At 67.5% G+C, this 12,709-nt stretch carries 11 protein-coding genes; 3 read left to right on the top strand and 8 right to left on the bottom strand.

Annotated elements, in window-relative coordinates:
• The first annotated feature begins 68 nt into the window (after positions 1-68).
• Positions 69-1,919, top strand: a complete 1,851-nt coding sequence (locus ABNQ39_RS28020; RefSeq protein WP_376964695.1) for a sensor histidine kinase — start codon at positions 69-71, stop codon at positions 1,917-1,919.
• Positions 1,892-3,247 (top strand): sigma-54-dependent transcriptional regulator, encoded by a 1,356-nt coding sequence (locus tag ABNQ39_RS28015; RefSeq protein ID WP_376964693.1) that lies wholly within the window; start codon positions 1,892-1,894, stop codon positions 3,245-3,247. Before ABNQ39_RS28020 ends, ABNQ39_RS28015 begins: the two co-directional genes overlap by 28 nt.
• Before the next feature lie 20 nt (positions 3,248-3,267).
• Here ABNQ39_RS28015 and ABNQ39_RS28010 read toward each other — a convergent pair whose 3' ends face one another.
• The 4 genes from ABNQ39_RS28010 to ABNQ39_RS27995 form a co-directional block, all read right to left on the bottom strand.
• The gene (locus tag ABNQ39_RS28010) at positions 3,268-3,861 is read right to left on the bottom strand and encodes a zeta toxin family protein (protein WP_376964691.1); all 594 of its coding nucleotides are present in this window, start codon (positions 3,859-3,861) and stop codon (positions 3,268-3,270) included.
• Entirely contained in the window at positions 3,858-4,100 is a 243-nt protein-coding gene (locus ABNQ39_RS28005; protein ID WP_376964689.1) for a hypothetical protein, read from the bottom strand. The genes ABNQ39_RS28010 and ABNQ39_RS28005 overlap by 4 nt, the downstream gene beginning before the upstream one ends.
• A 118-nt stretch (positions 4,101-4,218) precedes the next feature.
• On the bottom strand, positions 4,219-5,142 hold the full coding sequence (locus tag ABNQ39_RS28000; RefSeq protein ID WP_376964687.1) for a hypothetical protein: 924 nt from the start codon (positions 5,140-5,142) through the stop codon (positions 4,219-4,221).
• Positions 5,143-5,509: 367 nt separating this feature from the next.
• Positions 5,510-6,832 (bottom strand): amidase, encoded by a 1,323-nt coding sequence (locus tag ABNQ39_RS27995; protein ID WP_376964685.1) that lies wholly within the window; start codon positions 6,830-6,832, stop codon positions 5,510-5,512.
• A 327-nt stretch (positions 6,833-7,159) separates the two neighbouring features.
• Between ABNQ39_RS27995 and ABNQ39_RS27990 the strand changes: the two genes are divergently transcribed.
• On the top strand, positions 7,160-8,707 hold the full coding sequence (locus tag ABNQ39_RS27990) for an FAD/NAD(P)-binding protein (RefSeq protein ID WP_376964683.1): 1,548 nt from the start codon (positions 7,160-7,162) through the stop codon (positions 8,705-8,707).
• 17 nt (positions 8,708-8,724) lie between these two features.
• Here the strand turns inward: ABNQ39_RS27990 and ABNQ39_RS27985 are convergent, their stop codons facing one another.
• The 4 genes from ABNQ39_RS27985 to ABNQ39_RS27970 form a co-directional block, all read right to left on the bottom strand.
• Complete coding sequence (locus ABNQ39_RS27985; RefSeq protein ID WP_376964681.1) at positions 8,725-9,429, bottom strand: aspartate/glutamate racemase family protein; 705 nt, start codon at positions 9,427-9,429, stop codon at positions 8,725-8,727.
• A 14-nt stretch (positions 9,430-9,443) separates the two neighbouring features.
• The gene (locus ABNQ39_RS27980; RefSeq protein WP_376964679.1) at positions 9,444-10,271 is read right to left on the bottom strand and encodes an ABC transporter permease; all 828 of its coding nucleotides are present in this window, start codon (positions 10,269-10,271) and stop codon (positions 9,444-9,446) included.
• A 3-nt stretch (positions 10,272-10,274) separates the two neighbouring features.
• Positions 10,275-11,192 (bottom strand): ABC transporter permease, encoded by a 918-nt coding sequence (locus ABNQ39_RS27975; RefSeq protein WP_376964676.1) that lies wholly within the window; start codon positions 11,190-11,192, stop codon positions 10,275-10,277.
• Positions 11,193-11,377: 185 nt separating this feature from the next.
• Entirely contained in the window at positions 11,378-12,682 is a 1,305-nt protein-coding gene (locus ABNQ39_RS27970) for an ABC transporter substrate-binding protein (RefSeq protein WP_376964674.1), read from the bottom strand.
• Positions 12,683-12,709: the final 27 nt, after the last annotated feature.

Below are 12,709 nucleotides of genomic sequence, written 5' to 3'. Positions count from 1 at the left end.
GGACGGGGGCTTCTGCTATGATGCGGTGGCCCCTTTCCCTGCCCGCCTTTTTCATGCCCGTCTTTCTCATGCCTGCCGCCAGACGCCTCCGCACCATCGGCCTTCTCCTGCCGGCGCTCGCCGGTCTGGCCCTGCTTGCCGGCGTCATGGGCTTCCGTCTCAGCGAGGGGATGGGCCTCGCCGCGTTGCAGGAGACCGGGCACCACCGGCTCGATCTCTATGCCGAGAGCCTTGAGCGCGAGATCGACAAATACGCCTATTTCCCGGCGACGCTGGGGCTGGAGCGCGACGTCCTCGACCTCGTCGCCGGACGGGCGCCGCTGGCCTGGGGGCTGAACCGCTATCTGGAACGGCTGAACGAGCGGGCCGGCACCCTGTCGATCTATGTCCTGAACCGCCAGGGCCGGGTGCTGGCCGCCAGCAACTGGAACCGCCCCGACAGCTTCATCGGCGAGGATCTGTCCTACCGCCCCTATTTCATCGAAGCCACGGCCGGCCGCCAGGGCCGATTCTTCGGGGTCGGCACCACGCGGGGGGAGGCCGGCTACTACCTGTCCTCGCCGCTGACCGAGGATGGCGCCATCGTCGGCGTCGCCGTGGTGAAGGTCAGTCTGGAGCAGCTGGAGCAATCCTGGTCGACGGTCGAGGCGCCGGTGCTGGTCGCCGACGAGAATGGCGTGGTGATCCTGGCCTCCGTCCCCTCGTGGAAATTCACCACCCTGCGGCCGATGGACGAGCCGACCCGCCGCCATTTCGACCAGACCCTGCAATACAACGCCCGCCCGCTTTCGCCGCTGGGGCTGATGCGGCAGGAACGCGTCGCCAGCGATGCCGAACTGGTGCGCCTCTCCCGCCCAGCCGATGGACAGTTGGAGGAAACCGTCTTCCCGGTGTCCGGCGGGTTCCTGGCCCAGACGGCCCCCCTGCAAGGCACCGGCTGGACAATGACCGTGCTGTCGCCGGTCGATCAGGTGACCGGCATGGCCTGGACCCGCGCCGCCCTCGCGGCCATGGGCAGTGCCGTCCCCGGCATCCTGCTTCTGATGTGGGTGCAGCGCCGCCGCCACCTGCATGAGCTTGAACGCAAGGTGGAGGAGCGCACCCGCAACCTGCGCGCCGCCCAGGACGAGCTGGTCCATGCCGGCAAGCTGGCGGTGATCGGCCAGCTCTCCGCCGGCCTGGCGCATGAGCTGAACCAGCCGCTGGCGGCGCTCCGCACCCTGTCGGGCAACACGGTCAAGTTCCTCCAGCGCGGCAATCTGGAGGCGGCGCAAGGCAACCTGGAGCGCATCGCCCATATGGTGGACAGCATGGGGGCGCTGACCAGCCAGCTGAAGTCCTTTGCCCGCAAATCCTCCGGAGCGCCCCGCCCGGTCGCGGTACGCCGGCCCATCGACAATGCTTTGTTCCTGCTGGACCAGCGTCTGCGGCGGTCGGGTGTCGCCGTGCAGGTCGATGCATCGGAGGATGTCGCGGCACTCTGCGATCCCAACAGGCTGGAGCAGGTGCTGGTCAATCTGCTCGCCAACGGCCTGGATGCGCTGAGCGGTCGGACAGGGGGCAGGCTGACGCTGACCGCCCGGACGGAGGGCGACCGGGTGCGCATCGAGGTCGCCGACAACGGCCCCGGCCTGCCCGCCGAGGTGCTGCCCCGCCTGTTCGAGCCCTTCTTCACCACCAAGGAGGCGGTGAAGGATGGAGCCAAGGAGGGAAGCGGCGGGCTCGGCTTGGGACTTGCCATCTCGGCCGGGATCGTGCGTGACTTCGGCGGCGCCCTGACCGGGGCGAACGGTCCGGATGGCGGAGCGGTCTTCACCATCGACCTTCCCGCCGCCACGCTGTCCACCGACCCGGCCTCAATCCTTGCCGCCGTCCAGGCCGGAGAACTCAAATGTCCGACCCTGCCGTCCCAGCCTTGAATGCCCTGCCCCTGAAGGTCCTCATCGTCGAGGATGACCCCAATGTCAGCCTTGGCTGCCAGCAGGCGTTGGAATTGGAGGACATCCCGACGGAGGCGGTGGACAGCGCGGAGAAGGCCCGGCGTCTGGTGGCCGACGGCTTTCCCGGCATCGTCGTCACCGACATCCGCCTGCCGGGCATGGACGGGATGGCTCTGCTGGCCGAGCTGCTGGCAAGCGACCCGGACCTGCCGGTGGTGCTGATGACCGGCCATGGCGACGTGTCGATGGCGGTGCAGGCGATGAAGCTGGGCGCCCATGACTTCATCGAGAAACCCTTCTCTCCCGACTATCTGGTCGAGGTGGTGCGCCGCGCCCTGGACAAGCGCCGCCTGACGCTGGAGGTGCGCGACCTGCGCGCCCGCCTGCAGAACCGCGACAGCATCGAGGCGCGGCTGGTTGGCGGATCGCCGCAGATGGCGCGGGTGCGCCGGCTGATCGGCGACCTCGCCAGTTCGGCGGCCGACGTGCTGATCCATGGTGAAACCGGGTCCGGCAAGGAGCTGGCCGCCCGCTGCCTGCACGACGCCAGCCCGCGGCGCAGCGGCAACTTCGTCGCGATCAACTGCGGCGGCCTGCCGGAAAGCCTGATCGACAGCGAGATCTTCGGCCACGAGGCCGGCGCCTTCACCGGGGCCGGCAAGCGGCGCGTCGGCAAGGTGGAGCATGCCAGCGGCGGCACCCTGTTCCTCGACGAGATCGAGAGCATGCCGATGCCGGTGCAGATCAAGTTCCTGCGCGTGCTTCAGGAGCGCACGCTGGAGCGGCTGGGCTCCAACACCCCCGTCCATGTCGATTGCCGGGTGATCGCCGCGACCAAGGTGGATCTGCGCGAGCTTGCCGACCGCGGGCAGTTCCGCGCCGACCTCTATTACCGGCTGAATGTCGCCAATCTGCCGCTGCCGCCCTTGCGCGACCGGCGCGAGGACATCCCGCTGCTGTTCGAGCAGTTCACGCTCCAGGCCGCCGCCCGCCACGGCCGCCCGGTCCCGCCGCCGGACGCCGAGCGCATGCGCCGCCTGATGGCCTACGACTGGCCGGGCAACGTGCGCGAGCTGCACAATGTCGCCGACCGGTGCGTTCTGGGCATCGAACAGGGCTTTCCCCCCTTCGCAACATCCCATCCCGCCGCCAACCGCCCGTTGGCCCAGGCGGTCGAGGCCTTCGAACGCGCCCTGATCGCCGACACCCTGCGCCGCACCGACCACAGCCTCGCCCGCGCCGCGGAAGAGTTGCAGATCGCCAAGACCACACTGCACGACAAGATCAGGAAATACGGCCTATCTTAGGGCATATTCGAAGAAAAACGTTACTCCTGAGATGCTCTGAAAGCCTGTGGAACGGCTTCTGCGGCCCAGGCTGGAAGAATCGGAGCCTGCTTGATTACCCGTTCCCTTTCGAGCTTCAACAAAAGGCGACGCTGTCCGCCGGAATTGTCGAACACCCAGCTTCTGTGCGCTATCGCAACAGCCTCGGCCAAGGCTGCCATGCTACGACCATATCGGCGCAGAATGGCCTCCTTCGGAACGTCATGACCGCCGAGGAGAACGCGCGTCCGAACGCGCGCGGCGGAAATCGCGACGTTGCCAATACCGACGAAGATGAGATTGACCTTGTAGCCGGCCTCCCGGGCGCGCCGCATCAATGCCAGTTCGCTCTTGCCGGTCAGCGTCGTTTCCATGGCGAAGGTTTCGCTCCGGTTCAGGTAGCCGTCGCGAAGTTCCAAAGCGATGCGGCCGGCCCGCATGTGGGCCGAGATGCTGTTCACGTCGTTCGGATCGAGGTCGCGCGCGATGTCATCGGCATTGACGAAAGGAATTCGTCCAATGAAGAAGCGGCGTGCAATGGTCGACTTGCCTGCCCCGTTCGGACCGGCGAGCACCCAGATCTGTGGCCGGATCATTTTGCGAGCGGTGAAACCGGGCGTTCGTCACCTGTCGAGAAATCGACCAGTTCCGTCCGGCCGTCCGGATATTCCTTGATCACGCACCCCGGCAGCGTGTCTTCCCTGGTGTAATAGACCGGCACACCGGCGCGAAGCACACGGCGCATTTCCGCCCCGTCATCCTGCTCCAATTGGGATTCGAACAGACGCTCCTGTTCCGGGGTCATCCTGTCCAGCATGCCGGGTGTCAGGTCCATCGCTCGGTATCCACCGCAGTTCCTCAATCACAATGAAGAGTAGGACTCTGCGTTGGGATGACAAAGCAGATTGTGGGAGAGCCGCGCCCTCCCATCGGCCGGGAGGGCGCGGGACCGGTCAGACGGCGGTGTCGAGAGGAACGCCATCGCTGCCATGGCCATGAGTCTCGCCATGGATCTGGGCATGGCCGGGGTCGAGGTGCAGCGACTGGACGGTGTCGACGAACCCGTCGACCGCCGCCACCACGTCGGCATTGCCGGTGACCGCGCTGTCGCCGGAGGCATAGTGGTTCAGGAAATGCTGCCACATGGCACTGCCACCGTCGGCAGCGGCCTGACCGGTACCGGCATCGGTCGAGCCGGCGGTGCCCGAGCCGTCATGCTGTGCGATCAGGCGATCGTGCCAATGCGGTGCGTCGCCGGTGCCGCTCTTGGCGTCGTCGGTCGCCGTGGTGATGGAGGTGCTCCCGGTGGACGTACCTGTGTCCGTCCTCGCATCGGCCGTCCCGGTGTGGCCGGTGGCATCGGTCAGGTGTTCCTGGTGCAGCACGCCGCGAACCTGCTGCAACACGCCCTGGACCGTGGCGGTGCTTTCACCGGTGGCGTCGGCCAGGATTTTCACCAGCGGATCGGCCGGCGGCTGATGCGTGGTCGTGTCAGAAGTCTTGCCGATGGCGGCCTTGTCCGTCGCGGAGCTATCGCTCGTCGCGGTATCGGTTGCCGTGCTGTCGGTCGTCGCCGTATCCGTCGCCGTGCTGCCGCTCTTGGCGTCGGCGATGGCCTTTTCGACCGCGACATAGGCGGCCTTCAATTCGGCGACGGCGCTGTCCGACAGCGTCGGAGCGCTGTGCCCGACAGTGGTGTCGGCCGTCGTGTTCCCATTCGTGCCGTTGGTGGCGGCATCGCCCTGGACGTGCTGGTGCTGAAGCTGGTGGTCCCGGAACTCGGCGACTGCGCTGTCGGTGGTCGTGACGGCTGAGGTCGGCGCAGTGGCCTTGGACGTCACGGACTTGAGCGTATCAGTGGCGAAGTTGGTAGCCATAGGAAGTCTCCAAGCATTTCAGCCGATCGTCATCCGGCATTCTCGCGCCAATATTCCCGGCGCCTCCGGATGGCATCCGACCATCACGCATGATGATCGTCGGCTCTCGTCTGCAGTCGTCATCCGACCGCCGGCAGACAATAAGTGCGAGTTTTCCGCAAATTGAACCGGATTCTGTCTGTCGCCACTCTTTGACACCGCTTGTGACGATGAGCGGTCATTCGGGAGTCAGGAATCGGTTATTTATAAACATTCACACCTACTCTTTGAAAATGGCATACGTCCACATGGGTGATACGCATGGGGCCGCGATTCCTGCGCTGAAAATTCACGGCCCCATCATGGTCACAGCACTCCTGGCGCAGACTTACCCCAGCAGCGCCGCTTCGATCCCGGCCGCGATGCCCAGCAGACTGCGGTCGCTGCCGCGCCGGCCCATCGCCATCAGGCCGACCGGCAACCCATCGGCCGGAACCGGCAGGGAAATGGCCGGCAGGTCGAACAGGTTGGCGACACGGGTGTTTCGCAGCAGGGCCAGATTGACGCGGTGGAAGGCCGCATCGTCCAGCACGTCGGCGATGGTGGGCGCCGTCATCGGCACCGTCGGCAGCAGCAGGACGGGATGGCGGGTCAGCCGCTCATCCATCAGGCGGATCAGCGCGGCCCGGCGGTTCTGCATGCGGACATAATCGGCGGCGGGCGCCTTGCCACCGGCCTCGATCCGCGCGCGGGTCTTCGGGTCGATGCCGTCGAGCGCCGTGATGCCGAGATCGGCGAGGGTCGCCGCCAGCTCGATGGCGGTGAAGACGCCGATGCGGTCCAGTTCCGCCAGCGCGTCCAGTTCCGCCTCGATGGACCCGTCGACGACCTGCGCCCCGGCCGCCCGCAGCCGGTCGAGCGCCGCCTCGAAGGCGGCGGCGACGGCAGGCTCGATCCCGTCGAACAGCCGTCCGCGCGCCACCAGGAAGGATTGCCCGGCTAGGGACAACGGCGCCAGCGGCGCCAAATCGCCATCGGAAAGGATGCTGTCCAGCAAAGCGGCATCCGCGACAGTGGCGGCAATCGGCCCGATGACATCCAGCGTCGGCGACAGCGGAAAGGCCCCGTCCGACAACAGGCGCCCGGCGGACGGCTTGAAGCCGACCGCACCCGACAGCGCCGCCGGAATGCGCAGCGACCCGCCGGTGTCGCTGCCCAGCGCGATCTCCGCCATGCCATCGACCACCGAGATCGCCGCCCCGGACGAGGAGCCGCCCGGCACCCGCGAGCGGTCCTGCGGATTTCCGGGATTGCCGTAATGGGGATTGATGCCGACCGCGGAGAAGGCGAATTCGGTCATGTGGGTCCGGCCGACGATAACCGCCCCGGCGGCGCGCAGCCGGGCCACCGCCCTGGCATCGCGCCCGGCTGCCGGACGGCCGCGCAGGATGGCGGAGCCGGCCACTGTGGCATCGCCCGCCACGTCGAACAGCGCCTTCACTGAAACGATCCGCCCGTCGAGCGGCCCCAGTTGGCGACCCGCCGCCGCCCGGCGGTCGCTGGCAGCCGCAGCGGAGCGCGCCTCCTCCGCATAGATCTCGGTGAACACCATGGCACCCTGCCGTTCCGGATCGGCAATCCGGGAGAGCGCCGCTTCCAGCCGGTCGCAAGCGGAAGCGTGGGGGGCGGGCTGGACGGGCGGCATCGACATCGGGCGTGCTCCTGATCGGTCTTGCAGCAAAGCTGCGCGGTGGCGGCGGTGCCCGAACGCATGTGCCATATCGGCGCGGACTTGGCGACAGCGATGATGCGGGGCAGCATGCGTAAAAAACTGGCAAATCCCTACTTTTGGAATAGTGTTTGCCGTTCGGCCGATGGCGCGTGTACCCGGCGCTGTGATATTCAGGGCAGAACGAAGCGGACCGAGCAGACACACGGCCGACGCGAGTCCCCTCTTTCAGCGATAGCCTGACGGGTTCGGGGAACAGACGCCAACGGCCGGCCTTTTCCGGAATGACTCACGGAAGGACGGACTTCGATGCCTGCAACGCCTCACTTCCATCGCCCTGGCGTCACACCCCCCGATGCTGTCCACCAGCCCCGCCAGATCGCCATCGTCGGTGCCGGCTTCACCGGCAGCCTGCTGGCCGCCCACCTGCTGCGCGGCGCCCAGGCGCCGCTGGTGGTGCATCTGATCGAATACGGGCACCGGCCGGGCACCGGCGTCGCCTATTCCACACCGAACGGCACGCATGTGCTGAACGTCCGCGCCTACAACATGAGCGCCTATCCCGACGATCCGCGCCATTTCCTGCGCTGGCTGTGGAGCCGCGCGGACGGTCCGACACCGGACGAGCCGATGCCGCCCAGCGGCCATGCCTTCGCCTCCCGCGCGCTCTACGGCGCCTATATCCAGGACGTTCTGGCGGAGGCCCAGGCGGAGGCGCCCGCTCATGCCCGGCTGAACCTGATCCGGGCCGAAGCGGTGGATGTCCGCACCGAGACCCCGTCGGGCAGCCGGCCGGCGGTGCATGTGCGGCTCGGCGACGGCCGGGTGGTCAGCGCCGACAGCGCCGCCCTCTGCATCGGCAATTTCCCGCCCTCGCCGCCTTGTCTGGCGTCCCCGACCGCGGACGAGGCCTTCGCATCGGACCGCTTCATCGGCGACCCGTGGGATGCCGCCGCCATCGGCACCATCGACCGGGACGCTCCCGTCGCCATCCTCGGCACCGGGCTGACCATGGTGGACACGGTGCTGTCGCTGCTCGACCAGGGGCATCGCGGGCCGGTCACCGCGGTGTCGCGCCGTGGCCTGCTGCCGCTGCGCCATGAGGAGACGCGGCCCTACACCTCCTTCCTGCATCCGGACGTGCTGCCCAGCACGGTCCTCGACGTGCTGATCGCGCTCAAGGCCGATGCCCGGCGGGCGACCGCCGCCGGCTATGACTGGCGGTCGGCCTTCGACGCGTTGCGGCCGCACCATCACCGCATCTGGGCGCATCTGCCGATGGAGGAGCGCCGCCGCTTCCTGCGCCACGCCCGTCCCTTCTGGGAGGTGCATCGCCACCGCATGGCCCCGCAGGTCGCCGACCGCATCGCCGCCGCCCGCGACAGTGGCCAGTTGAGCATCCTGCCCGGCCGCCTGAAGGACGCCGCCCTGACCGCGCACGGCCTGGAACTGACCGTCGCCGAGCGCGGCGGCGGGGCGGAGCGGCGGCTGACGGCCGGCGCGCTGATCAACGCCACCGGCACCAACTGCGACTACACCCGCATCCGCCACCCGCTGGTGCGCTCGCTGCTCGACCGCGGCCTCGCCCGTCCGGACGAGTTGCGGCTGGGGCTGGACGTGACGGAGGGCGGAGCGGTGATCGCCGCGGATGGCACGCCGTCGCCGCGCCTGCTGGCGTTCGGGCCGGTCGCCAAGGCGCCCTTCTGGGAAATGACGGCGGTGCCGGAACTGCGCAGCCAATGCGCCGAAGCCGCCCGCCGCATCCTGAGCGGCGGACTGGCGGGCGGAGCGATGTCAACCCAGGCGGGGTTGCCCGGCATCGGCACGCCGGACTTCCCGGAACCGCTGCCGTTGTAAAAAGGACGGCGGAGGGGTCAGCGCGCCTTGGGCAACGGCGGCGCATAGCCGCCGACCTTGCTGGTCCGCAGCCCCAGGGCGGCCAGCCCCTCCACCAGCTTGACGGCGGCGGTGACCCCGTCCACCACCGGCAGGCCCATCTCCTCGCTCAAGGACCGGGCAAGGTCAGCCATGCCGGCACAGCCCAGCACGATGGTCTCGGCGCCATCCTGCTCCACCGCCCGGCGGATTTCCGCCCGCACGCGCTCGACCGCACCGGACGCCGGATCCTCCAGCGCCAGCACCGGCACGCCGGCCGCACGGATGGTGCAGCGCCCGGCCATGCCGTAACGCTGGGCCAGCCGCTCCAACGCCGGGATGGAACGGGCCAGCGTCGTCACGACACTGAACCGGCCGCCCAGCAGCCCGGCGGTCTGCATCGCCGCCTCGCAGATGCCGACCACCGGTGCAGTGGCGAGGCTGCGCGCGGCGTCCAGCCCGACATCGTCGAAGCAGGCGATCACCGTACCGGCGAGGACGCCGTCGCGCTGCTGCCGCTCGATTTCGGCCAGCATGCCGGGAACCGCCAGCGCCTCGTCGTAATAGCCCTCGATGCTGGCCGGTCCGCCCGGCGGGTTGGTGGCGACGATCTCGGTGCCGAGAGCCGCGACGATACGGGCGGCGGCACCGATCCGCGCGGTCATCGAGGCGGTGCTGTTCGGGTTGACGACCAGAATGCGCATAGTATCGGTAATCCTCAGGCGCCGGTTCGGCGCAGGCGATTGCGGCGCAGCAGGATCAAGCCCAGGAAGAACAGGCCGATCACGGTGAAGGAGAAGACCGTCGTCAGCGACCCCAGCGCATAGAGCACCGGCGTGGTGACGTTGGTGGTCATGCCGTAGATTTCCAGCGGCAGCGTGTTGAAACTGCCGGCGGTCATCAGCGTGCGGGCGAACTCGTCATAGGACAGGGTGAAGCCGAACAGCCCGACGCCGATCAGGCTGGGCAGCAGGATCGGCAGCACCACGTGGCGCACCGTCTGCCACGGCGTGGCGCCCAGGTCGCGCGCCGCCTCCTCATAGGCCGGGTTGAAGCGGTTGAAGATGGCGAAGACGATCAGCAGCCCGAAGGGCAGCGTCCAGGTCAGGTGCGCGCCCAGCGCCGAGCTGTACCAGGACGGCTCCAGCCCCAGGATGTTGAAGAACAGGCCGATGCCCAGGCTGACCAGGATCGACGGCACGATCAGGCTGGCGATGGCAAGATAGAAAATCGCCCCGCTGCCGCGGAACCGGCGGCGGAAGGCGAAGCCGGCCAGCACCGAGAACAGCACGGTCAGCACCATCACCATCAGTCCCAACGCGATGGAGCGGCGGAAGGAGCCGCCGAAATCGCCCACCGCCTGCTGTTCGAACAGGTTGCGGAACCAGTGCAGCGAGACGCCGTTCATCGGGAAGGTCAGTCCGCCTTCCGGCCCCTGGAAGGACAGGATCAGGATGGTTGCGGTCGGGCCGTAGAGGAACAGCACGAACAGCGCGAAGAAGGCCCCCAGCAGGTAGAAGGACAGGCCGCGGCGGGAGGTGTTCATCTCTCACAGCTCCTTGCGGATGTCGACGATGCGCAGCATCGCCACCACCATGATCAGGACGACGGCCAGCAGCACCACGGCGTTGGCGGCGGCCGCCGGGTATTGCAGCAGCGAGATCTCGTTGGCGATCATCAGCCCGATGGAGGCGCTCTGCCCGCCGCTCATCAGCCGCACGGTGATGAAGTCGCCCATCACCAGCGTGACGACGAAGATGGAGCCGATGGCGATGCCGGGCTTGGTCAGCGGCAGGATGACGTTCCACAAGGTCTGCGCCGCGCTGGCGCCGCCGTCGCGCGCCGCCTCGATCAGGGCGCGGTCGATGCGCATCATCGAATTGAAGATCGGCACCACCATGAACAGCGCATAGAGATGGACGAAGGCCAGCACGACCGAGAAGTCGGAGAACAGCAGGAACTCCAGCGGCTGGTCGATGATCCCGGCGGAGATCAGGCCGGAATTCAGCAGCCCGTTGCGTCCGAGGAATGGGATCCACGAGATCATGCGGATGATGTTGGAGGTCCAGAACGGGATGGTGCAGACCAGGAACAGCACCATCTGCCAGGTGGTGGAGCGCACATGGAAGGCCAGGAAGTACGCCACCGTGAAGCCGATCCCCAGCGTGATCGCCCAGGTGAGCGCGGCATATTTCAGCGTGTTCAGATAGGTCTTCCAGGTGACCGGCGAGGTCAGCAGCTCGGTGTAGTTGGTCAGCACGAAGTCCGGGTAGAAGCGGACGCTGTCGTAGTCCCAGAAGCTGACGACGACGATGGTCAGAATCGGCACAAGCAGGAACACCAGCAGCGCGACGGTCAGCGGAGCCGCCTGGAGATAAGGCGCCACGCGCGGCAACAGGCGGCGACGGCGCACCCTGCCGGCGGCGGCCGTGACGGACGGTCGGGACGTTTCGGCGGTCAGGGTCATCGGCGGGGTCCTGCGGTGCGTGGTGTCGACGATTATCCCCCTCTCCCCCCCGGGGAGAGGGTCGGGGTGAGGGGGATGCACAGGGTGTGTTCAATAGGGAGCGGAGAGTGTGCGACGCTTGAAGATCCTCGCCGCGCGTCCCCCTCTCCCCCGGGGGGAGAGGGGATTGCTCACGGCTGCGATCGTTACGCCGCGATGAACTCATTCCACTTGCGGACCATGTAGCGGTCCTCGTCCATCACCGCGTTCCAGCAGGCGACGCGGCCCATGCGGTCCTGGAACGAGCCGCCGTCACGCACCGCGCCGGCCTTTTCCATCACCTTGCCTTCGGGGCTGAGGATATCGGCCTTGGCAGGCTGGCCCTCCATCCAGAAGGCCCATTCTTCCGGCGACATGTGCTGCTTGGCGGTGTCGAGCACGGCCGAATAATAGCCCTGGCGGTTCAGATAGGCGCCGACCCAACCCGACAGGTACCAGTTGATGTATTCATAGGCCGCGTCCAGCTCCAGCCCGCTCAGATGCTTGGCGATGCCGAGACCGCCGCCCCAGGCGCGATAACCCTCCTTCAGCGGCTGGTAGACGCACTGGATGCCCTTGGCGCGCACGGCGGCGACGGCCGGCGACCACATCGACTGGATGATGACCTCGCCCGACGACATCAGGTTGACGCTCTCGTCGAAGGTCTTCCAGAAGGCGCGGAACTGACCGGCCTTCTTGGCGTCGGTCATGATCTTGAGGGTCTTGTCGATCTCCTCCTTGGTCATGTTGCCCTTGTCGCCATATTTGACCTCGCCCATCGCCTCGCAGACCATGGCGGCGTCCATGATGCCGATCGACGGGATGTTCAGCAGCGACGCCTTGCCCTTGAAGGCGGGATCGAGCAGATCCTTCCAGCTGGAGATCGGACGGCCGACCAGATCGGGGCGGATGCCCAGCGTGTCGGCGTTGTAGATGGTCGGGATCAGCGTCATCCACTCGGTCGGCGCCTTGGCGAACTTGGTGCTGTCCTTGCCCTCGACGAAGCCGACGGTGTGGGGGGCGGTGCCCTGGGCGATGGCGCTGTCGGGCGTCAGCTTGCCGGTGATGAAGATCGGGACGATCTTGTCGAAGTTCTTGATCTTCTTCACGTCCATCGGCTGCATGACGCCGGCCGGGAACACCTTCTTGCCGATCCAGTATTCGATGTCGGCGATGTCGTAGGACTTCGGCTGGGTCACCGCACGCTGCGTCACCGCATCGGAATCCAGCGCCGTCATCTGCAGGGTGAAGCCCAGATCCTCCTTCACCTTGTCGGCGACGGCGTTCAGGTTCGACACGCCGGTGCCGAACTGGCGCAACGTCACGTTCTTGATGTTCTGCGCCCAGATGGTCGGAAAGCCGGTGATGGCGCCCGAGCCGACGGCGGCACCCGCCACGGCGGCGGTGCCCTTCAGCAGGGTGCGGCGGCTGACGCCGGTGGAGAGCTTCGAAGGAGTACGGGTGTCGGTCATCGCTGAGCCTCCAGTCTGTTCGTCGTG

This window comes from Azospirillum sp. A26, from assembly GCF_042604635.1.
GTDB lineage: Bacteria > Pseudomonadota > Alphaproteobacteria > Azospirillales > Azospirillaceae > Azospirillum > Azospirillum palustre.
The sequence above is the reverse complement of the archived record's forward strand: the minus strand, read 5'-3'. Positions and strand labels throughout refer to the sequence as shown.

What these genes read in the sequence shown, in the direction of transcription:
- ABNQ39_RS28020 (WP_376964695.1), top strand. Translation starts at nt 69, where the DNA reads ATGCCTGCCGCCAGACGCCTCCGCACCATCGGCCTTCTCCTGCCGGCG.
- ABNQ39_RS28015 (WP_376964693.1), top strand. Translation starts at nt 1,892, where the DNA reads ATGTCCGACCCTGCCGTCCCAGCCTTGAATGCCCTGCCCCTGAAGGTC.
- ABNQ39_RS27975 (WP_376964676.1), bottom strand. Translation starts at nt 11,192, where the DNA reads ATGACCCTGACCGCCGAAACGTCCCGACCGTCCGTCACGGCCGCCGCC.
- ABNQ39_RS27995 (WP_376964685.1), bottom strand. Translation starts at nt 6,832, where the DNA reads ATGTCGATGCCGCCCGTCCAGCCCGCCCCCCACGCTTCCGCTTGCGAC.
- ABNQ39_RS27990 (WP_376964683.1), top strand. Translation starts at nt 7,160, where the DNA reads ATGCCTGCAACGCCTCACTTCCATCGCCCTGGCGTCACACCCCCCGAT.
- ABNQ39_RS28005 (WP_376964689.1), bottom strand. Translation starts at nt 4,100, where the DNA reads ATGGACCTGACACCCGGCATGCTGGACAGGATGACCCCGGAACAGGAG.
- ABNQ39_RS28000 (WP_376964687.1), bottom strand. Translation starts at nt 5,142, where the DNA reads ATGGCTACCAACTTCGCCACTGATACGCTCAAGTCCGTGACGTCCAAG.
- ABNQ39_RS27970 (WP_376964674.1), bottom strand. Translation starts at nt 12,682, where the DNA reads ATGACCGACACCCGTACTCCTTCGAAGCTCTCCACCGGCGTCAGCCGC.
- ABNQ39_RS27985 (WP_376964681.1), bottom strand. Translation starts at nt 9,429, where the DNA reads ATGCGCATTCTGGTCGTCAACCCGAACAGCACCGCCTCGATGACCGCG.
- ABNQ39_RS27980 (WP_376964679.1), bottom strand. Translation starts at nt 10,271, where the DNA reads ATGAACACCTCCCGCCGCGGCCTGTCCTTCTACCTGCTGGGGGCCTTC.
- ABNQ39_RS28010 (WP_376964691.1), bottom strand. Translation starts at nt 3,861, where the DNA reads ATGATCCGGCCACAGATCTGGGTGCTCGCCGGTCCGAACGGGGCAGGC.